This is a genomic window from Nonomuraea sp. NPDC003707 (assembly GCF_053587055.1).
Genome location: NZ_JBSFNK010000032.1, coordinates 107158 through 126281, shown reverse-complemented (window position 1 = coordinate 126281; position 19124 = coordinate 107158). Strand labels below are relative to the sequence as shown.

At 71.7% G+C, this 19124-nt stretch carries 19 protein-coding genes; 8 read left to right on the top strand and 11 right to left on the bottom strand.

Annotated features, from left to right (window positions below; translation table 11 throughout):
• Window positions 1-231 precede the first annotated feature (231 nt).
• A complete protein-coding gene (locus ACWDRB_RS51005) occupies window positions 232-1140 on the bottom strand; it encodes a LysR family transcriptional regulator (protein WP_449907411.1) in 909 nt (302 codons plus the stop codon).
• A gap of 130 nt (window positions 1141-1270) precedes the next feature.
• On the opposite strand from ACWDRB_RS51005, the gene ACWDRB_RS51000 reads away from it, so the two are divergent.
• From ACWDRB_RS51000 to ACWDRB_RS50985, 4 genes are read left to right on the top strand one after another with little or no spacing between them, the layout of a single operon-like run.
• On the top strand, window positions 1271-2200 hold the full coding sequence (locus tag ACWDRB_RS51000) for a DMT family transporter (protein WP_449907408.1): 930 nt from the start codon (window positions 1271-1273) through the stop codon (window positions 2198-2200).
• The gene (locus ACWDRB_RS50995) at window positions 2197-3711 is read left to right on the top strand and encodes a leucyl aminopeptidase (RefSeq protein ID WP_449907405.1); all 1515 of its coding nucleotides are present in this window, start codon (window positions 2197-2199) and stop codon (window positions 3709-3711) included. The genes ACWDRB_RS51000 and ACWDRB_RS50995 overlap by 4 nt, the downstream gene beginning before the upstream one ends.
• 31 nt (window positions 3712-3742) lie before the next feature.
• Window positions 3743-4111, top strand: a complete 369-nt coding sequence (locus tag ACWDRB_RS50990) for a RidA family protein (RefSeq protein WP_449907402.1) — start codon at window positions 3743-3745, stop codon at window positions 4109-4111.
• Between the two features lie 28 nt (window positions 4112-4139).
• Window positions 4140-5111 carry a PhzF family phenazine biosynthesis isomerase gene (locus tag ACWDRB_RS50985; protein ID WP_449907399.1) on the top strand — a complete coding sequence of 324 codons (972 nt, stop codon included), beginning with the start codon at window positions 4140-4142 and terminating at the stop codon, window positions 5109-5111.
• A 191-nt stretch (window positions 5112-5302) separates the two neighbouring features.
• On the opposite strand, the gene ACWDRB_RS50980 is transcribed toward ACWDRB_RS50985, so the two are convergent.
• The 3 genes from ACWDRB_RS50980 to ACWDRB_RS50970 all read right to left on the bottom strand — a co-directional run bounded on the left by ACWDRB_RS50980 (window position 5303) and on the right by ACWDRB_RS50970 (window position 7680).
• Window positions 5303-5470, bottom strand: coding sequence for a hypothetical protein (locus tag ACWDRB_RS50980; RefSeq protein WP_449907396.1), 168 nt, complete (start codon window positions 5468-5470; stop codon window positions 5303-5305).
• On the bottom strand, window positions 5467-6381 hold the full coding sequence (locus tag ACWDRB_RS50975) for an NAD-dependent epimerase/dehydratase family protein (protein ID WP_449907393.1): 915 nt from the start codon (window positions 6379-6381) through the stop codon (window positions 5467-5469). The genes ACWDRB_RS50980 and ACWDRB_RS50975 overlap by 4 nt, the downstream gene beginning before the upstream one ends.
• A gap of 696 nt (window positions 6382-7077) precedes the next feature.
• A complete protein-coding gene (locus ACWDRB_RS50970; protein WP_449907390.1) occupies window positions 7078-7680 on the bottom strand; it encodes a 1,2-dihydroxy-3-keto-5-methylthiopentene dioxygenase in 603 nt (200 codons plus the stop codon).
• 48 nt (window positions 7681-7728) lie between these two features.
• Between ACWDRB_RS50970 and ACWDRB_RS50965 the strand changes: the two genes are divergently transcribed.
• From ACWDRB_RS50965 to mtnK, 4 genes are read left to right on the top strand one after another with little or no spacing between them, the layout of a single operon-like run.
• Complete coding sequence (locus ACWDRB_RS50965; protein ID WP_449907387.1) at window positions 7729-8805, top strand: substrate-binding domain-containing protein; 1077 nt, start codon at window positions 7729-7731, stop codon at window positions 8803-8805.
• Window positions 8802-10307: a sugar ABC transporter ATP-binding protein gene (locus ACWDRB_RS50960; RefSeq protein ID WP_449907385.1), complete on the top strand. Its 1506-nt coding sequence runs from the start codon at window positions 8802-8804 to the stop codon at window positions 10305-10307. The genes ACWDRB_RS50965 and ACWDRB_RS50960 overlap by 4 nt, the downstream gene beginning before the upstream one ends.
• The gene (locus ACWDRB_RS50955) at window positions 10304-11329 is read left to right on the top strand and encodes an ABC transporter permease (RefSeq protein WP_449907382.1); all 1026 of its coding nucleotides are present in this window, start codon (window positions 10304-10306) and stop codon (window positions 11327-11329) included. The genes ACWDRB_RS50960 and ACWDRB_RS50955 overlap by 4 nt, the downstream gene beginning before the upstream one ends.
• On the top strand, window positions 11326-12495 hold the full coding sequence (gene mtnK / locus ACWDRB_RS50950) for an S-methyl-5-thioribose kinase (protein WP_449907379.1): 1170 nt from the start codon (window positions 11326-11328) through the stop codon (window positions 12493-12495). Before ACWDRB_RS50955 ends, mtnK begins: the two co-directional genes overlap by 4 nt.
• A gap of 3 nt (window positions 12496-12498) precedes the next feature.
• Here the strand turns inward: mtnK and mtnB are convergent, their stop codons facing one another.
• From mtnB to ACWDRB_RS50915, 7 genes are read right to left on the bottom strand one after another with little or no spacing between them, the layout of a single operon-like run.
• Window positions 12499-13128: a methylthioribulose 1-phosphate dehydratase gene (gene mtnB / locus ACWDRB_RS50945; RefSeq protein ID WP_449907377.1), complete on the bottom strand. Its 630-nt coding sequence runs from the start codon at window positions 13126-13128 to the stop codon at window positions 12499-12501.
• Window positions 13129-13788, bottom strand: coding sequence for an acireductone synthase (gene mtnC / locus ACWDRB_RS50940; RefSeq protein WP_449907374.1), 660 nt, complete (start codon window positions 13786-13788; stop codon window positions 13129-13131).
• The gene (locus ACWDRB_RS50935; protein ID WP_449907372.1) at window positions 13785-14735 is read right to left on the bottom strand and encodes a nucleoside hydrolase; all 951 of its coding nucleotides are present in this window, start codon (window positions 14733-14735) and stop codon (window positions 13785-13787) included. The genes mtnC and ACWDRB_RS50935 overlap by 4 nt, the downstream gene beginning before the upstream one ends.
• Window positions 14732-15727 (bottom strand): s-methyl-5-thioribose-1-phosphate isomerase, encoded by a 996-nt coding sequence (locus tag ACWDRB_RS50930; protein ID WP_449907369.1) that lies wholly within the window; start codon window positions 15725-15727, stop codon window positions 14732-14734. The genes ACWDRB_RS50935 and ACWDRB_RS50930 overlap by 4 nt, the downstream gene beginning before the upstream one ends.
• On the bottom strand, window positions 15724-16593 hold the full coding sequence (locus ACWDRB_RS50925) for an ABC transporter permease (RefSeq protein ID WP_449907366.1): 870 nt from the start codon (window positions 16591-16593) through the stop codon (window positions 15724-15726). The genes ACWDRB_RS50930 and ACWDRB_RS50925 overlap by 4 nt, the downstream gene beginning before the upstream one ends.
• Window positions 16590-17642 (bottom strand): ABC transporter permease, encoded by a 1053-nt coding sequence (locus ACWDRB_RS50920; protein WP_449907364.1) that lies wholly within the window; start codon window positions 17640-17642, stop codon window positions 16590-16592. The genes ACWDRB_RS50925 and ACWDRB_RS50920 overlap by 4 nt, the downstream gene beginning before the upstream one ends.
• A complete protein-coding gene (locus ACWDRB_RS50915; RefSeq protein WP_449907361.1) occupies window positions 17639-19123 on the bottom strand; it encodes an ABC transporter ATP-binding protein in 1485 nt (494 codons plus the stop codon). The genes ACWDRB_RS50920 and ACWDRB_RS50915 overlap by 4 nt, the downstream gene beginning before the upstream one ends.
• Window position 19124: the final 1 nt, after the last annotated feature.

Below are 19124 nucleotides of genomic sequence, written 5' to 3'. Positions count from 1 at the left end.
GAGCAGCTGCTCCTGCCGGGCGACCCGCCGAGCCCCTTCGAACGCCACCAGGGATGCCCGTTTCGCGGCCGTTGCCCCGTATACGCGGGCCTGCCGTCCCCGGACAGGCGGCGGTGCGAGACCGAGTCGCCCGCGCAGGAGGAGCGCCGCTCAGGCCATCTCGTGGCTTGCCACTTCGCTGTGTGAGGCCTTCCTTCCTCGCTCGATTGAGATCACCAGGAACTCGGCTCCTCAGCCCGGCCCGGGGATCCGGCTCCCGCTGGGCCGACTCCCCGTGGACTTCTGTGCGATGTCTCGCATCCGTGTGACGTGGGGATGCCAAGGCCGGTCCGTGGGGCCAGTGAGCACGAGCCGACGGCCGAGTCTCGGTTCGAGCCCGACCATGATGAGGGTGTCGGAGAGCATGGTGGCGGCGAGCGAAGGCATGATCGCGACGCCGAGGTGTACCTCGACCATGGCGAGGAGGGTGCTGACCTCGTGGACCCTCTGCGCGGGGGCGTAGCGGGCGCCGGCCATGGCGTGTAGTTGCTTGATCTGGGGCTCGCAGCCGCTGGAGGTGACCAGGAGCGGATCCGCCAGAAGGTCCTCGAGTTCGATGTGCCCACTGGCCGCCAGGGGGTGATCCCGTCGGAGCACGGCCTGAAAGTCGTCGCCGGCCAGCAGCAGACCGCCCGCTGGGAACGGGTCGGGGTCGATGAGCACGGCGGCGTCGACGGCCCCGGTCGCCAGCCATTCCTCGATCTCGGCGTCGCCGCCTTCGAAGAGCCGGACGTCGACCCCGGGGATCTCCGTACGCCACAGGGCGAACAGTTCCGGAATGAGCCGGTGGGAGACGGTCGGCGACGCTGCCACCCGAACGAGGCCGGTGGCGTCCTCTTCGTTGTGGGTCTCGATGGCGGCTTCCAGGGCGCGTGCCGCCGCGAGCACGCTGCGGGCGTGCGGGAGGAGGATCTCGCCGAGCACGGTTGCGGTGATGGTGGGGGAACGGCGCACAAGCGGGGCTCCGGTGGCGCGTTCGAACGCGGCGAGTGTGTGGGAGACGGCTGACTGGCTCATCCGGAGGTGGTCGGCTGCCGCGCCGAAGCCACTGTGGTCGATCACGGCCGTGAACACCTCCAGCTGGCGCAGGGTAACGCTCATGCATCTACCTCATGGATGGATGAACTTGATTTATTTGCTTCATCTCTCCACCTTACCGAGACTGAGCAGGTGACGGCACGATCAGCGGCGGCATGCGTCCACAAGACGACTCGAAACGAGGAGAACAAGCGTGAACGGCATCGCCGGCAGAACCTGGGCATGGGCCCGTCTGGGCGTGCTCGCCCTGCTGTGGGGATCGACATTCCTCTGGATCAAACTGGCCCTGACCGCGCTGTCTCCTGCCCAGCTCACCTTCGCTCGCTGCGTACTCGGGGCGCTCACCTTGATGGCGTTGTGTCTTGGGGCGCGTCAGCGTCTCCCCCGTGGGCGCAAGATTTGGGGACACCTTTTCGTCGCAGCCTTCTTCTGCAACGCTTTGCCCTTCTTCCTCTTCAGCATCGGTGAGCAGAGCGTCGACTCCGGGGTCGCCGGCGTGCTGAACGCGACGACTCCGCTGTGGTCACTGCTGATCGGGATCGTCATCGGCACCGAACGCGGAGTCCGCCCAGTCCGCCTGGGCGGGCTGCTTCTCGGATTCGCGGGAGTCGTGGTGATCTTCGCTCCATGGCAGCATGCCGGCCCTGTCGGCTGGGGGGTCTTCGCCATCGTCGCCGCAGCGGCCAGCTATGCCATCGGCTTCATCTACATGGGACGAAACCTCGTCGGGAAGGGTGCCGCTACGATCTCCCTCTCCACAGCTCAGCTTTTCGCAGCGGCGGCGCTGACGTCGCTGACCTTGCCGGCCGATAGCCTGGCGCCGGTCCAGGCCGACCAGCGGGGCTTGATCGCCGTCGTCATCCTGGGGATCTTCGCCACCGGAATCACCTTCCACCTCACGTTCCGGATCATCGCGGATGAAGGCGCGACCAATGCCGCGACAGTCGGTTACCTGCTGCCGGTGGTCTCGGTGGTGCTGGGGGCCATTGTGCTGGACGAGGGTTTCAGCGTCCGGGTCGCCGCCGGAATGGTCGTCGTACTCATCGGTGTCGGTATGACGCGTCGACGGGAACCGGCCGTCGAAACCTCGCGGACTGCGAAAGAAGAGGATGTCCTTCAGTGACGACAGTGACAGTGAGCATCTCCCCGGCGGTGTCGCTGCGAGCGGACGCCCTTGTGATCGGTGTCGCCAAAGGCCCGCAGGGGCCGGTGCCGGCACCCGGCGCGGAGACAGTGGCCAAGGCGTTCGACGGTGCGTTGGCCGAGATCCTTGGCAGGCTCGGCGTGACCGGTGCTGAGGGCGAGGTGGTCAAGCTGCCGTCCCCCGACGGCGTCGAGGCCGGCGTGGTCCTCGCGGTCGGCCTTGGCGACGCCGTCAACAGCGGCGCGTACGATGCCGAGAAACTGCGCGAGGCCGCAGGTGCGGCCACCCGGAGCCTGGCCGGCGCCGGGAAAGCCGCCCTGGCCCTTCCTGCCGAGACCGCCGAAGCCGCGGAGGCGGTGGCCCTGGGCGGTCTGCTCGGCGCATACACCTTCACCGCGTACCGCACACCCGGCAACGCCAAGGCCCCTGTCGGTGAGCTGACAATCCTCACCGATCACCGGGGCCACGCGAGCACCAAGCTCGCGGCACAGCGCGCCACGGTGATCGGCCGGGAGCTGAACCGTTGCCGGGACCTCGTCAACATGCCGGCGAACGACCTGACCCCGGAGAGCTTCGCCACCACCGTGCGGGCAGTCGGTAAGGAGTACCGGCTCGAGGTCGAGGTCCTCGACGACAAGACGCTCATGGAAGGTTCGTTCGGCGGCATCCTCGGTGTCGGTCAGGGGTCAACCAACCCGCCACGGCTGGTGAAGATCGCCTACAACCACCCGGAGGCGAAGACCAACCTGGCCTTCGTGGGCAAGGGCATCACCTACGACTCGGGCGGCATCTCGTTGAAGCCGGTCGGCTTCAACGAGATCATGAAACGCGACATGTCCGGCGCCGCCGCCGTGTTGGCAGCCGTGGCGGCCATATCCCGGCTAGGCCTGCGAATCAACGTCACCGGCTGGCTGGCGCTGGCCGAGAACATGCCGTCCGGGTCCGCCACCCGCCCCGGCGACGTGCTGCGGATGTACGGCGGCAAGACCGTCGAGGTGCTCAACACCGACGCAGAGGGACGGGTGGTGCTCGCCGACGCCCTGGTGCGCGCGGGCGAGGAGAAGCCTGACGCCATCGTGGACGTGGCCACCCTGACCGCGGCCATGAGGATGGCACTGGGCAATCGCATCTTCGGCGTGATGTCCAACAACGACGACTTCCGCGACCGAATCCTCGACGCCGCCAGGCGGGCCGGCGAGCAGGCTTGGCCGCTGCCACTGCCTGCCCAGCTGCGCAGGAGCTTGGACTCCCGGGTGGCCGACATCGCCAACGTCGGCGAGCGGATGGGAGGCGGCCTGGTGGCCGGCCTGTTCCTCAAGGAGTTCGTGCCGGACGACACCGACTGGGCTCACCTGGACATCGCCGGACCGGCCTTCCACGAGGGCGCCCCCTACGGCTACACCCCCGAAGGCGGTACCGGTTCCGCGGTGCGAACCCTGGTTCAGCTGGCAGAGGACATTGCGGGCGATCGCAAGCCGGCCGGCAGATGACGATCCACGACGAATGGGACCGGAAGACCGTATGACCCTTCTCGACTCCGCCGCACCCTTCGGCCACTACGCACTGGCCACGGTCACGCCGAACGGCACCATCTGGGTGTCCGCGCAGCTTCCGGTGGGCAGCGGCATCAGTTCCGATTCCCCCGTTCCGCGGCAGGCGCGACAGGCATTGTCGAACGTCTTGTCGATCGTCGAATCCTTCGGAGGCAAAATCGAGTCCGTCGCCAAGGTCAACCTCTACCTGACAGACATCTCCGACTGGGACGCGGTCGACGCCGTCTTCGCCGAGGTGTTCGGCGAACATCGCCCAGCGCGGACCGTGCTCCAAGTCGGCGGGTTGCACCATGGCTTTCGCGTGGCGGCAGACGCTGTCTCCTGGCGAACACCATGATGACTCCCGATCGAAAGGGCGGGCGGCCATGAGGATTCTCTACCAGGTCGATGCCTTCACTCTCACTCCGTTCACCGGCAATGCGGCTGGTGTGGTGCTGACGGCACAGGGCATGACGGACGCCGAGATGCTTGCGGTCGCGCGCGAGCTCAACAACTCCGAGACGGCCTTCGTGTTGCCCCCGGATGGTTCTGACCATGATGTGCGAGTCCGCTTCTTCACCCCGACGACAGAGGTTCCGACTTGTGGGCACGCCACTGTGGGAGCACACTTTGCCCGAGCCGTTGAGTATGACTTGCCGTCGTGCTCCTTGGTGCAGAAGACGGGCACCGGGTTGCTCCAGCGGGTGGAAATCCACCGGGACCGCGACAGGGTGCGGATCGGGATGCACCAGGGTGTGGCCGGCTTCGGCCCCGAGCTGAGCCGCCACCAGGTGGACAGGTTGCTGCGGGGCCTGGGTGCCGGCGCTGGGGACCTCGCCGACAACGGTCCGGTCCAGGTCGTTTCGACCGGGCACTCCAAAGTGCTGGTGGAACTGCGTGACCGCGCCGCGGTGGACGGCTTGAAGCCGGATCCCACCGCGTTGACGGAGCTCAGCCATGAAGTGGGCAGCAACGGCTTCTTCGTTTTCTCCCGTGCCACCGGTGACGCCGGTCTGCTCACTTGGTCGCGGATGTTCGCACCCGCGATCGGCATCACCGAGGACCCGGTAACCGGCAATGGGCACGGCCCGCTCGGCGCGTATCTGGTGCGACACGGCATCGTCCCGGCAGCCGGCGGACGACTCACCTTCACCGGGAGACAGGGAGCAGCGATGGGACGGCCCGGCGATGTTCGCGTTCATGTTGAAACCCAGTCCGACGGCAGACTCCTGGTATCCATCACAGGTGATGCGGCAACGGCATTCAGGGCCGAGCTGCACAGTCCCCTGCCGGACGAGCATCCAGCGGACACCACGGCGCCCGGGCCGCTGAACGAGCCGGGCCCTTCTTTCCGCTGAAGCGCGCATCGATCCCTGTCACATGGCGCTCTTGCCACAGGAACGGCCGATCCGTACATCCATGCCGTTCGCCTTCGATGCCTGGCTCTCGGTGCGCCATCTGGTCGCCCTCTTCGCCGCCCCGGCAGCCCCCGCTGAGGACTCCGGCCCTCTCTGCTCCCTCTAGCCGGTCGCCGGCCCACGGGTGCTCGTCAGACTTGCGTGTCCGCCTGGAGATCGGTCAGGCGGCGGGCCAGGTCGTCGCGTTCGCGGGTGATCTGGGCGAGCTGGTCGGGCCGGCTCAGGACGCCACCGTTACAACGGCGTGCCCCTTCAACTGCCACGCGGACGTTTGGTCGGTCGATCGTCGGGTGGTTCATGTGGCGCTGATCGTGGCCTGGAGCGCGGCGTGGAGCGGGGTGGCGGTCAGGCCGAAGGTGTTCTCGAAGGCTGAGGAGTCGACGATGAAGGGGCGGTCGAACTGGTAGCGGGTTTCTTTCAGTTCGCGGATGACGGGGTTGGTCAGTTCGAGGGCGAGCAGGATCGGGCCCGGGGGGCGGTTCAGGCGTGGCGCGGGCGCCGCAGCGAGTGCGCACAGCTGTTCGGCCAGTGCGCGGGCCGACAGCGCGGGGTTGGTGGGGGTGTGCCAGGCGTGGCCCCAGGCGCGTTCGTCGGTGGCGGCGATGGCCATGGCGGCGGCGACGTCGGGCAGGTAGGTCCAGGAATGGGGCTGGTCGGGGTCGCCGAGGAAGGACGTGCGCTTACCGGCGAGCAGCGAAGGCACAAAACGCGTGCCGACGGGGGTCTGGTCGCTGGCGCCGGGCCCGAAGTAGTCGGAGCTGCGGATCTCGGTGACGCGGGCGCGGCCGGCCTGGTGCGCGGCCAATGCGTCGGTCCACATCCGGGCGCGGACGCGGCCTTTGGTACCGGTGGCGGCGAGGGGGAGGTCCTCGGTCATCGGCCCGGTGACGGGTCCGTAGGCGTAGAGGTTGCCGGCGGTGACGAGTACCGCGCCGGTGTCCTGGGCGGCGGCCAGTAACGCGGCGGCCAGTGAGGGCCAGTCCTGGGCCCAGCGGGTGTAGGCGGGGCCGGCGCAGTTGTGCAGGGCGTCGGCGCCCTTGACGAGTTGGGTGAGCCGGTCACGGTCGGTGAGGTCAGCCGCGATGACCTCGACGCCGGCGGGGCCGTTGCCGGACCTGGTGATCACGGTGACCTCGTGGCCCTGGGCGAGAAGGTGCGCGGCGAGGTGCTTGCCGACCTGTCCGGCTCCAGCGATGACGTGCCTGCCCATGGTGTCTCCTTCATTTGATACTGGTGCTTCCTTGCGAGAGCAATGCTCTCTCATTGAGCTTCGAAATTCAAGAGCACTGCTCTCATATCGGTTCCCTGATCCGATCAACGGGGTCGGGCCGCACATGACCAACTCGTCGGCGGCCGTGCTGCCGCGGCCAACGTGTCGATGGCAGGCGGGATCAGACCCGAGGAAGGAACGTCAAGTTCGCCATGCAGGGTCAGCACGCTGTATGGGGAGGGCCACCGGCGGCGACCTCGGCCTGCGACGCCGCCGCGAGCATCTGCCGGGCACCATCGCGGACGCGATCTTGTCCAGCGGCGACGCGCTCGGCGTACCCATTCCGAACCGGCGCGCCGATGCCGGTCCTGATCAGCGGAACACGCTCGAAGTGCCGTGCTCCCGTCATCGCTGCGGTGCGATGGAGTGCGGCCGCGAACCGGAAAGACCGCCGATCCCACGTCGGGCGACAGGTCTGATGCGTGGCGCAGCCCATCGACAAGGGTGACCGGGATCAGCAGCGCCAACGCGATTCCCGGTTGTGCGGGGGTGCTGGTCACGGCCTTGCAGCCGGTGCGCGTCGCGCCGCAAGGAAAGTGGTGATCGGTTCGAGCAGGGGCGTACCAGGGCCGCGCGCCAGGGCGGCCGGTGCGGGATGAGGCGCCTCCACGCGGCCATGCCTGGCGCGGGCGGAGGTCAGTCTGAGGCCGCCGTCGTTCGGGAGCGGCGGGCGGCGGCGATCGTGTCGAAGTCCGGGATCCGCTGAGCGATCGGATCGCCGGTGAAGTCGCCGACCCACCCGTCGTCGTCGTGGAAGAACCGGATCGCCGTGAAGGCAGGCTCGGTCCCCATGTCGAACCAGTGTGTCGTGTTCTTCGGCACGCTCAGCAGGTCGCCCGCCTCGCACAGAACCGCGTGCACCTTGCCGTCCACGTGCAGGTAGAAGATCCCGGACCCGGAGACGAAGTAGCGCACTTCGTCGTCGTCATGCGTGTGCTCCGACAGGAACTTCTGCCGGGCCGCCGCCGCCCGCTCGGCGAAGTCAGGTGTCCCGTCCGGGTGGAGTTGGGCGACGTCGACGAACGTGTACCCCTCCTCCGCGGTGACGCGGTCCACTTCCGCCCGGTACGCCGCCAGGACCTCCTCCTGCCCCGCGCCGGCAGGCAGGTCCGCGGCGACCTGCCAGTGGCGCAGGACGACGTCGATCTCCTTGAGCGTGGCCGCGATCCGCGCGGCGTCCTCGGTCTCCAGCAGGGTCTCAGGCTGTTCGCCGTCGCTGTACACGGTCAGGTACGTCATGACATAAGCCTACAATACAGACATGAATAGTTGGGATATAGTCCCTGTGTGAACCGTGCACGACTTGCGGGCCTCGCGCTCCTGCTCGCCCTGGGCGGCTGCTCCCAGGGAACGCCCGCCACCACCCCCGCCGCCCCCGCTCCCACGACCTCCGGCCCGGCCCCGACTGCCTCCGTGCCCGCCAAGTTCGCCGCGGGCGGGGTGAAGATCTCCCTGGTGCGCCAGCTCTCCTCCGGCGACTACTTCCAGCAGTGGCTGGCCGGAGCCCAGGCCGAGGCCAAGGCGCTCAACGTCGACCTGCAGGTCTCCAGCGGCGACGGCAACAACGACAAGCAGGCGCTCAACCTGGAACAGGCCGTCGCGAACAAGCCGGACGCGATCATCGTCGACCACGGCTTCGCCCAGACCGTGCAGCCCGCGATCAAGAAGGCGGTCGAGGCGAAGATCCCGCTCGTGGCGTTCGACGTGGACCCCGGTACGCCCGAGGCGGTCGCGCTCACCCAGGACGACCAGCGGATCGCCGAGCAGTCGCTCGGAGCGCTCAAGGCGGACACCGCGGGCGCGGGCGAGGTCCTGTACGTCTACGTCGCCGGGTTCGCGCCGCTCGACCGGCGCAACGAGGTCTGGACGCGGTTCAAGAAGGACAACCCCGGCATCAAGCAGGTCGCCCAGATCGGCGTGGTCAACAGTTCGACCGCCTCCGCCGTGGCCGATCAGGCCAAGGCGGCACTCCAGACACACCCGGGCGTGAAGGCGGTCTTCGCGCCGTACGACGAGTTCGCCAAGGGCGCGGCGCTCGCGGTCAAGGAGCTCGGCCTGGGCGACAAGGTGAAGATCTACGGCGCGGACGTGTCCACGGCCGACATCGGCGTCATCACCGAGCCGGGCAGCCCCTGGGTCGCCACCTCGGCCACCGACCCCTCGAACGTGGGCCGCGTGGCCGTACGCGCCGCCGCGCTCCTGGTCGCGGGCGAGAAGGTGGGCCCCGAGCTCACCGTGCCCCCGGCGCTGATCAGCCAGAAGGGCCTGCGCGACGCGGGCATCGCCAACATCGAGCAGCTCACGCGGGCCTTCCCCGAGCTCGTGACGCCGGACGTGGCCCGCGTGCCCTGGGCGGCGTCGTGACCTTCGCGGTCACGTCCGTCTCCAAGGTGTACGGGGGCACGACCGCGCTGTCCTCCGTCACCATGGAGGCGCGGCCGGGCGAGGTCGTGGGCCTGATCGGCACCAACGGTGCGGGCAAGTCCACGCTCATCAAGATCCTCTCGGGTGCGGTCCCGCCGACGTCCGGCACGCTGTCGTACGAGGGGCGCCCCCTGTCGTTCGGCGGCCCGCTGGAGGCCCAGGCGGCCGGCGTGCAGACCGTCCACCAGAACATCGACGACGGCATCGTCTCCGGCGCCACCGTCGCGCAGAACCTCACCCTCGACTCCCTGGCCGGCCCGGCCGGGTGGCGGGCCGCGGGGTGGTTCGAGACGCGGGCCCGGGTCCGCGCCGCCGCCGCGGCCGTCGCGCCCGAGCTCGGGCTGCCCCTGGACGCCCCGGTGGAGAGCCTGCCCGCCAGTGCCAGGCAGCAGATCGTCATCGCCCGCGCGCTGTCGCGCCGGGCCCGCCTGCTCATCCTCGACGAGCCCACCTCCACGCTGTCGGTGGCGGAGGCGGACGCGCTGGTCGCCCGGGTGCGGGAGGTGGCCCGCTCGGGGGTGGCAGTGCTCTACGTGTCGCACCGGCTGGCGGAGATCGAGGCGCTGTGCGACCGCGTGGTGGTCCTCAGAGACGGCGAGGTCGTCCGTACGTTCGCCGCCCCGCTGGATCGGGCCGCGATCGTGACCGCCATGCTCGGCCGCTCCGCCCCGCGCCCGTCTTCCGTGAGTGGCGGGGCCGACGGGCCCGATGTGCTGGTGGGGCGCGGCGTGCGGGCCACGCCGCACGGGGGCGAGTTCGCGCTGCGGGTGCGGGCGGGCGAGGTGCTGGGCGTGACGGGCCTGGTTGGGGCGGGCAAGACGGAGCTGCTCGAACAGCTCGGCGGCGCCCGCCCGCTGGTCTCCGGCGAGCTGCTGCTCGACGGCCGCCCGTACCGGCCCAGGGACCCGCGCGGCGCCATCGCGGCGGGCGTGGCGTTCGCCCCGGAGGAGCGGGTGGCGCAGGCCGTCGTGCCGGGCTGGCCGGTACGTGCGCACGTCACGCTCCCGCACCTACGCGCGCACAGCCGGGCCGGCCTGCTGAGACGGCGCTCCGAGCGGGCGGCCACCGCCAGGGTCACCGAGCTGTTCGGCGTGCGCGGCCCGGGCCAGGAGGCCCCGATCGAGGTGCTGTCCGGCGGCAACCAGCAGAAGGTCGTCGTCGGGCGCCGGCTCCAGGACGCGACGCGGCTGTTGGTTCTCGACGAGCCCTTCCGCGGCGTGGACGTGGGCGCCAGGGCCGATATCGGCCGCGTCGTCCGGCGGCACGCCCGCGGCATGGGCGTGGTCGTCGCCTCCTCGGACCCGCAGGAGCTGATCGAGCTGGCCGACCGCGTCCTGGTCCTGCACGAGGGCAGCCTCGCCGGCGAGCTGCCGATCGCCGAGGCGACGCCCGAACGCCTGGTGGCCCTCATGGCCGGCGCACCCCGGAGGGAGGGATCATGACCGCCGCCGTTGAGAGCGAGCGCGCCGCCCGTCCGGCCCGTCGCCGCGGCGCCGGCGCGGCCGCCTTCGCCTACCGGTACGGGCTGCTGGCCGTGCTCGTCGCCATGCTGATCCTGTTCTCGCTGGTCAGACCGGCGTTCCCGACCTACCAGAACGCCCTGGTCGTCCTTCAGTCCGTCGCGGTGGTCGGCATCGTCGCGCTCGGCGTCACCGTGTCCATGACCACGGGAGGCTTCGACCTGTCGGCCGGCGCCTGCGTGGGCGCGGTCGTCATGGTGACCGCGCTCACGATGGTCAAGTACAACCTCACCGGCGGCACGGCCATCGTCGCGGGCCTGCTCACCGGCCTCCTCGTCGCCGTCGTCAACGTCCTGCTGACCGTCGTGGCCAAGGTGCCCGACCTGGTGGCCACGTTGGGCACGCTCTTCCTGTTCCAGGGGCTGGCGCTGATCGTCACGGGCGGCGAGTCCGTCGCGCCCGGCATGACGGTGGACGGCGCGCCCGCGCCCGGCCGGTACACCGAGGGGTTCGCGTGGCTGGGCGGCGGCACGATCGCGTCGGTGCCGGTCCCCGTGGTGGTGTTCGCCCTGCTGGCGGCCCTGGTGTACGTGCTGCTCAACCACACCAGGTGGGGCCGGGCACTGTACGCGATCGGCGGCAACGCCGAGGCCGCCAGGCTGGCCGGGATCCGCGTGGCCCGCTATCGCGCCCTGGCCTACGCGGTGTCGGGGGTGTGCGCGGCGGTCGCCGGGATCCTGCTGTCGGCCCGGCTGGGCAGGGGAGACGTGGGCGCCGGCGACCCGTACCTGCTGCAGGCGGTGGCCGCGGCGCTCATCGGGTTCGCGGTCCTGGGCGCCAACCGCCCCAACGCGCTCGGCACCGTGGTCGGCGCGCTCTTCATCGGCGTCGTGATCAACGGCCTGACCATGCTGAACGCCCCCTACTACGCCCAGACCTTCGTCCAGGGCGCGCTGCTGGCCGGCGCGCTGGTGACCAGTTACACGCTCAGGAGGATCCGTTGAGCTACGAGGTGCTCACGGTGGAGACGGTGCCCGGCTACGTCGCGGGACGGCCGGAGCTCGCCAGGTTCGGCGAGGTCACGCGGGTGCGGGAGGTGGGCGACGGCAACCTCAACCTGGTCTTCGTGATCGAGGCCACCGGCGGCGGCCTGGTCCTCAAGCAGGCCCTGCCGTACGTGCGGGTCGACCCGACCTGGCCCATCACGCCCGAGCGCAATGACATCGAGAGCCGGGCGCTGCGCGTGCACAACCGGGTCGCGCCCGGCCTCGTGCCGGAGATCTACGACGCCGACCCCGCCCGGCACGTCATCGCGATCGAGGACCTGTCGGACCACCGGGTGTGGCGGGGCGCGCTCAACGAGGGCCTGCGCCACGAGGGAGCGGCCGGCGACCTGGGCCGCTACGTGGCCAAGGTGGCGTTCGGCACGTCGGTGTTCGGGCTGGGCGCCAAGGCGTACAAGGAGGCCCTGATCGCCTCGGCCAACCCCGAACTGTGCGAGATCACCGAGGACCTGGTCTTCACCGAGCCGTACATCACCCACGAGCACAACCGGATCGCGCCCGCCAACGCGGCCGACGTGGCCGCCTACGCGGGCGACCCGGAGGTGCGGGCGGCCATCGGCGCGGCCAAGCTCGCCTTCATGACGCACGCCGAGGCGCTCGTCCACGGCGACCTGCACACGGGGTCGGTGCTGGTGCGCGACGAGCCGCCGGCCACCAGGGCCTTCGACGTGGAGTTCGCCTTCTACGGCCCGGTGGGCTTCGACCTCGGCGCGCTCTGGGGCAATTACGTGCTGGCCGCCGCCCGGGCGCTCGCGCTGGGCGACGACGCGCAGGCAGCCTGGGTGCTGGCGCAGGCGGGGGCGACGTGGGAGGGGTTCGCCGGCGAGTTCGCCGCGCTGTGGCCGGGACGGGCCGACCCGCGGGTGATCGACCTCGAGCCCTACCTGGCCAAGGTGCACGCGGACGCGGCGGCCTTCGCCGCCGCGAAGGCCGCGCGCCGGGTGATCGGCTTCGCCCGGGTCACCGACATCGAGACCCTGCCCGAGGACGTCCGCGCGGGCGCCGTCGCCGGCGTGCTCCGCGCGGCCCGGTTCCTGCTGGTGGAAGGGGTACGCCACGCCGAGACCAAGCCGCTGTTCGACCGGGTCGGCGAGGTCCTGGCGTAGGAATCAGGCGACGGCCAGGGCGTAGGAGAGCAGCCATTCCACGCATTCGGTGACATGGCGGGCGTGCTTGAGGTCCGTGCCCCAGGTGTAGAGGCCGTGCGCGGCCACGATCACCGCGGGCGTGCGCGGGTCGTAGGCCTGCTCGAACCAGTCGCCCAGCTCTCCCATGTCCTGGCTGTTGCGGATGACCGGGATCGTCACCTCGTCGTCGTGGGCCAGGCGCCCGATGCCCTTGAGCGTCTCCACGTCCCGCAGGAGCACGCCCCTCGGCCAGCGGTGCCCGGCGACGACGGCATTCAGCGCGTGGACGTGCACCACCGCGTCCGCGCCGGTCACGGCGGCCACCCGGGCGTGCAGCCCGGCCTCGGCGGACGGCTTCAGCGGCGCCACCCCGTCCACCGAGACCTGCTCGCCGCGCGTGCCGACCACGGCCACGTCGGTGGCCAGCAACTCGCCCTTGTCCAGGCCGCTGGCGGTGACGGCCAGGCGCAGCGGGTCGCGGGAGACGACCTCGGAGATGTTGCCCGAGGTGCCGCGCATCCATCCGATCTCGGTGAAGCGCGCCGCCTCGATCGCCAGTCTGGCGCCCGCCGCGTGGACCCGGTCGGCGAACGGCTCCGTGCCGATGCTCATTTACAGCTCCTCGAATGATGAGATGACGGGATGTGCGCCGAACGGCGTCCGGCTGTTGGGCTCCCCGGGCCGGCGCACGCCGGTCGTGCGCCACCCGGCCCGCGCCGCCGCGTCCAGCTCGGCGGGCACGTCCGACAGGAACAGCAGCCCGGCCGGATCGCCCAGCGTCTCGGCGATCCGCGCGTACGAGGCGGGCTCCCGCTTGGGGCCCGCGTTGACCGTGTCGAACCAGTGGCCGACCAGCACCGACAGGTCCCCGTACGCAGTGTGCCCGAACCACGGCCGCTGGCTGGCGACCGATCCCGACGAGAACACGGCCAGCCGGTGCCCGGCGGCGTGCCAGGCCTGCAGCGCTGGGGCCACGTCGGGGAAGAAATGCGCGGTGAGCTCGCCGGCGGCGAAGCCCGCGGCCCAGATCTGACCCTGGAGCGTCTTGAGCGGTGTGGCCTTGACGTCGCCGTCCATCCACTTGTGCAGCACCGCGACGGCCTCCTGAGTCGTCGCGGCGTCGATCTCCGTCAGTGCGGCGCGCACCGTGGGGTCGTCGCGGTGCTCGTCGATCCACGGGCCGAGCCGGGGCCGGGCGTAGGCGTACAGGCCGACGTGCACGGACTCGGTCGAGCTGGTCGTCCCTTCGATGTCCAGCACGATGGTGCTCATCGGGTCAGCACCTCCACGAAGTCGGCGACGAACCTGCGCGCGTCCACAGTGGTGATCACGCGGGTGTCCGGCGCGGGCTCGTACGGGAAGGCGGGCGGCAGGCCGTCGTGCGTGCGCATGAGCCGCGCCCGCGCCAGGAAGCCGTCGCTGCGCACGTTGACCGGGCCGTCCATGTGCGCGGTGGCGAACGTGGGGTCCAGCAGGATCCCGGCCGCGAGCGGGTCGTGCAGCGGGATGATCCGGCGGCCCCACTCGTTCTGGTAGAAGTCCAGGTATGCGGCCAGGACGTCGGTCGCGAAACGGGCGACGGGCGTGCCGGCGGCGGCGAGCGCGGCGATGGCGCGTTCGTCCAGGATGGTGCCCGCCGTCACGTTCACGCCGACCATGACCAGCTCGTTCCGCGGTGCCGAGAAGACCGCGCGGGCCGCCTCGGGGTCGTTGTTGACGTTCGCGTCGATCATCAGCAGCGTGCCGGGCTCGGTGTACGGGCCGGAGCCGCCCATGAGCACCACCGAGCGGTACTTGGTGAACAGCGCGGGGTCCAGGCGCAGGGCCAGCGCGAGGTTCGTGAGCGGGCCGAGGGCCAGCAGGTCCAGCTCGCCGGGCTGCTCGTTCGCCAGCCGTACCAGCAACTCGGCGCCGGACTCCGCGGTCACGTCCGGGACCGGGCGGTCCAGGCCCAGGTCGCCGAGGCCGTCCTTGCCGTGCACGTACCCGGCGATGTGGGCGGCCCCGCGCAGGGGTTCGGCCGCGCCGCGGGCGATCGGGACGCCGTCCAGGCCGAGCAGGCGGGAGACGTACCCGATGTTGCGGGTGGCGTCGTCCTCGGTGCAGTTGCCGAAGACCGAGGTGATCGCGACGATCTCGGCGTCGGGGCGGCCTGCCAGGTACAGCAGGGTGTGGGCGTCGTCGATGCCGGTGTCGGTGTCGACCACGAGGCGTCTCATGAGAGCTCCTTGGGCAGATGGACGCCGTGCTCGGTGACGATGCGGGTCACCAGGTCCGGCGGGGTCACGTCGAATGCGGGGTAGTAGCCGGTCACGCCCTCGGCGGCGGTGCGCAGGCCCCTTACATGCAGGACCTCCGCGCCGTCGCGCCGCTCGATCACCACGTCGGCGGGCGTGGGCGCCTGCGGGTCGGGGGCGTCCACGAGGGCGTAGAAGGGGACGTCGAAGGCGCGGGCGGCCAGGGCGACGCCGAGCGTGCCGACCTTGTTGATCACGTGGCCGTCGAGGGTGACCCGGTCGGCGGCGGTCAGCGCGACGTCGGCCAGCCCGTCGGCCAGCGCGGCGGCGACCATGCCGTCCGTGATCAGCGTGGGCCGGTAGCCCATCTCGACCAGCGTCGCCGCGGTGAGCCGCGCGCCCTGCAGGTAGGGGCGGGTCTCGGTGCAGACGAACTCCAGCTCCTTACCCGCCGCCTGCGCCGCGCGGACCGTGGCGATGAGGTACGCGTCGGCCCAGCAATGGGTCAGCACCCGCGTCCCGTCGCCGAGGAGCGAGGCGGCGTGCTCGCCGAGTGCCGCGCTGCGCGCCCGGTAGGCGGCGTCATGGGCCTGCGCGGCGCCGGTGACCGCCTCGACCAGTTCGTCGCCCGCGAGGGCCGTGCCCGCGGTCGCGGTCAGGACGGCCTTGACAGCGTCCCGGATGTGGTTGTTCGTCGGCCGGGTCGCCACCAGCCGCGCGCCGACGGCGCGCAGGCGCTCGGCGGCGGTCTCCGGTGGCTCGTGCCGGGCCTCGCGGGCCCCGAGCACCATCCCGGCCGTCGCCGCGAACAGCGGGCCTGAGCTCTGTGTCACCATCCGCTCGATCGCCACCGCGACGTCCTCGCTGGTGGCGCAGCGCACCCAGCGGGCCTCGAACGGGTAGACGCGACGGTCCAGGATCTCGACCGCGTCCTCGGTGAGGCGTACGGAATCGGCCAGCGCGGGGCCGCTCATGTGGTCTCCCTTCGACGAGCCGCCGCCACGAGGACCAGGGCGAGCAGCGTGATCAGATACGGCGCCGCGTCGGCAGCCTGCTGCGGCAGCCCGAGCCCCTGCAGCCGGAACCCCAGCGCCTCGGCCGCCCCGAACAGCAGGCAGGCGCCGAGCATGAGGGAGGGCCGGCCGCCGGCGAGCATGACCGCCACGACGGCCACCCATCCGCGCCCCGCGCTCATGCCCTCGCTGAACAGCGTCACGTTGCCGAGCGCGAGCTGCGCCCCGCCGAGCCCGCACAGCGCGCCCGCGCCGAGCAGCACGCCGTGCCGGTACGCGGGCACCTTCAGCCCGATCGACTCGGCCGCCTCCTGATGCTGGCCGATGCCCCGCAGCCGCAGCCCCGACCGGGTGCGCCCCAGCCACCAGGCGGCCCAGCCGGCGAGCAGGAACGCGGCCGGCACGAGCGGCGACTGCGCCCCGGCCACGGGCACGTCCAGGCCCAGCTCCGCCAGCGTGGGCAGCCCGGCGAGGTCGGGCGAGGTGAAGGTGCCGCCGCTGCCGAACACCTGGCGCATCAGGAACGCGGTCAGCCCCAGGGCCAGGAGGTTGACCCCGACGGCGACCACGACCGGGTCGGCCCGGAACGTCACGGCCGGGACGGACAGCAGCGCGGCGTACAGCGTGGTGGCCAGGACGGCCGCCGCCACGCCGAGCCAGGCGCTGCCGGTCAGGTGGCTGGCCAGCACGGCGACGAAGGCGCCCCAGAGGAGCTGCCCCTCCAGCGCCATGTTGAAGACGCCGCCGACGGAGCTCAGCAGCCCGCCCAGCGCGGCGAGGACGACGGGGGCGGCGGCCGTGAGCACGGCCGCGAGGAACACGCTCACGGCCGCCTCCCCGCCAGGCTGCCCCGCACCACCGCCGCCACCGCGACGATCACGATGATGAGCCCCTGCACGATCTGCATGAGCTGGCTCGGCACGCCGACCTCCCGTTCCATGCCCTGGCCGCCCGCCTGCAGGATCGTCAGCAGCCCGACGGAGACCGGGATCGCGGGCGGGCGCCCGGTGGCCAGCAGCACGGCCGCGATCGCGGTGAAGGTGTAACCGGGCGCGGTGAGCGCTCCGTCCACGAACCGGTACGGCGGCCCGAGCACGATCAGCCCGCCGACCAGCCCGGCCAGCGCCCCACCGGCGGCCAGGGTGACGGCCGCCAGCCGGTTCACCCGGACGCCGCCATAGCGTGCGAACTCCCGGCCCGCGCCCATCGCCCGGATCTCGTAGCCGGGCACGGTCCTGGCGTCGCCGTACAGCCAGGCCGCCGCCAGCACCGCGACCACCGGCAGCCCGATCGTCACGTACGCGCCGGACCCGAGCGCGGGCAGCCGGGTGGCCTCGGGCAGCAGCGGCGTCTGCGCCAGCCCCGTGCCGCGCTCGGCCAGCGGGAACCGCGCCAGGTAGGAGGCCAGCGACACCGCCGGCGCGCTGAGCAGCAGGGTGCTGACGATCGCCGGCACCCCGAACCTGGTGCGCAACGGCGCCGACACCGCCGCCAGCAGCCCCCCGGCCACGGCCGCGCCCACCAGCGGAAGCACGAACGAGCCGCCCGCGTGCAAGGCGATGGCCGCCGCCGCGATTCCGCCGAGCGCGAGCTGGCCGTCGCCGCCCAGGTTGAACTCCCCGGCCCGCAACGGGATGGCGAAGGCCATGGCCATGCCGAGCGTGGGGACGAACGCGGCGACCGTGTACTCGAGGTTGCCGTCCATGAGCGCGCCCCGTATGAGAGCCGGGTACGCGAGCGCCGGGTCGACGCCGCTCACCACCATGACCAGCGTGGTCAGCATGAGCGCCCCCGCCACGGACACCACGGCGGGCGATCCCGCCACGGCCCGCAGCCGTCCGGCCTTCGGGAGCCGAGTGGCGTGGAGGCTGCTCATCCGGTGGTCCCCGTCATGGCGGCGCCCAGGCGTTCGTCCGTCGCCTCCGACACCGGCACCTCGGCGACCAGGCGGCCCTCGAACAGCACCAGCACCCGGTCGGCGAGCGCCCGCAGCTCGGACAGCTCGCTCGACTGCAGCAGCACCGCCCGCCCGGCCCGCGCGGCATCCGCGATCAGGTCGTGGATGCGCTCCTGCGCGCCCACGTCCACGCCCTGGGTGGGCTCCTCCACCACCAGCACCGGCGCGTCCTTGGACAGCTCGCGGGCCAGCATCGCCTTCTGCGCGTTGCCTCCCGACAGCTGCGCCACGGGCGCCCGCACGGACGCGGCCCGGATCCCGAACCGCTCGACCAGGTCCGCGGCCCGCTCCCGGACCGCGCGCACGTCCAGCCGGAACCCGCGCTGCCCGCCCATCAGCAGGTTGTCCGCCAGCGACAGTTCGGCCGCGGTGCCGCGTCCGGCACGGTCCTCGGGCACGTAGGCGACCCGCCGCTCGCGGCCGCCGGCCAGGGGATCGCCGGCCAGCAGCACCTCGCCGGCGTCGGCGCGGCGCAGCCCGGTGACGACGTCGACCAGCTCACGCTGGCCGCTGCCCGCCACACCGGCGATCCCTACGACCTCGCCCGGCCGCACCCCGAACGACACCCCCGCCACCCGCGCGACGCCGTCGCGGTCGAGCACCCGCAGGTCCTGCACTTCGAGCGCGTACTTCTCCGGCCTGGTGGCGGGACCGGCTCCCTCGGGGCTCGCGGCGCCGCCCAGGGAGCGGCCGATCATGGCGACCACCAGCTCGTCGGCAGACGTGGCAGAGGTCTCGAACCGCCCCGTCACGCGTCCTCTCCGCAGCACCGTGATCCGGTCGGCGGCGGCCAGCACCTCGCCCAGCTTGTGCGTCACCAGCAGCACCGCCACGCCCGTGGCCGCCAGCTCCCGCAGCACCCCGAGCAGCCGCTCCGCCTCCCCGGGCGTCAGCACGGCCGTGGGCTCGTCCAAGATGAGCACCTCGGCCCGCCGGTACAGCGCCTTGAGGATCTCCACGCGCTGCCGCACCCCCACGGGCAGGTTGCCGACCCGGGCCCCGGGGTCCACGCCGAGCCCGTACCGATCCGCCAGGGAGGCCACCGAGCGGTGGGCGGAGCCCCGGTCGAGCACCCCCAGGCGGGCAGGCTCGGCGCCGATCACGACGTTCTCCGCCACCGTCAGCCCTGGGAACAGCCGGAACCGCTGGTGCACCATGCCCAGTCCACGGGCGATGGCGTCGGCGGGGGAGCGCAGCCGCACGCGTACGCCGTCCAGGAGCACCTCGCCCGCGTCGGGGCGGTGCAGGCCGTACAGGATGGACATCAGCGTCGACTTGCCCGCGCCGTTCTCGCCGACGACGGCGTGCACCTCGCCCCGCTCGACGGTGAGGTCGACGCCGTCGTTCGCGAGCACCGGGCCGAAACGCTTGGTGATCCCGGCCAGTTCCACCGCGGGCATG

Bases quoted from the DNA above. Each gene is read 5' to 3' on its own strand.
- ACWDRB_RS51005 (WP_449907411.1), bottom strand. From the start codon at position 1,140: ATGAGCGTTACCCTGCGCCAGCTGGAGGTGTTCACGGCCGTGATCGAC.
- ACWDRB_RS50990 (WP_449907402.1), top strand. From the start codon at position 3,743: ATGACCCTTCTCGACTCCGCCGCACCCTTCGGCCACTACGCACTGGCC.
- ACWDRB_RS50985 (WP_449907399.1), top strand. From the start codon at position 4,140: ATGAGGATTCTCTACCAGGTCGATGCCTTCACTCTCACTCCGTTCACC.
- ACWDRB_RS50980 (WP_449907396.1), bottom strand. From the start codon at position 5,470: ATGAACCACCCGACGATCGACCGACCAAACGTCCGCGTGGCAGTTGAA.
- ACWDRB_RS50975 (WP_449907393.1), bottom strand. From the start codon at position 6,381: ATGGGCAGGCACGTCATCGCTGGAGCCGGACAGGTCGGCAAGCACCTC.
- ACWDRB_RS50970 (WP_449907390.1), bottom strand. From the start codon at position 7,680: ATGACGTACCTGACCGTGTACAGCGACGGCGAACAGCCTGAGACCCTG.
- ACWDRB_RS50955 (WP_449907382.1), top strand. From the start codon at position 10,304: ATGACCGCCGCCGTTGAGAGCGAGCGCGCCGCCCGTCCGGCCCGTCGC.
- mtnB (WP_449907377.1), bottom strand. From the start codon at position 13,128: ATGAGCATCGGCACGGAGCCGTTCGCCGACCGGGTCCACGCGGCGGGC.
- mtnC (WP_449907374.1), bottom strand. From the start codon at position 13,788: ATGAGCACCATCGTGCTGGACATCGAAGGGACGACCAGCTCGACCGAG.
- ACWDRB_RS50935 (WP_449907372.1), bottom strand. From the start codon at position 14,735: ATGAGACGCCTCGTGGTCGACACCGACACCGGCATCGACGACGCCCAC.
- ACWDRB_RS50930 (WP_449907369.1), bottom strand. From the start codon at position 15,727: ATGAGCGGCCCCGCGCTGGCCGATTCCGTACGCCTCACCGAGGACGCG.
- ACWDRB_RS50920 (WP_449907364.1), bottom strand. From the start codon at position 17,642: ATGAGCAGCCTCCACGCCACTCGGCTCCCGAAGGCCGGACGGCTGCGG.
- ACWDRB_RS50915 (WP_449907361.1), bottom strand. From the start codon at position 19,123: ATGCCCGCGGTGGAACTGGCCGGGATCACCAAGCGTTTCGGCCCGGTG.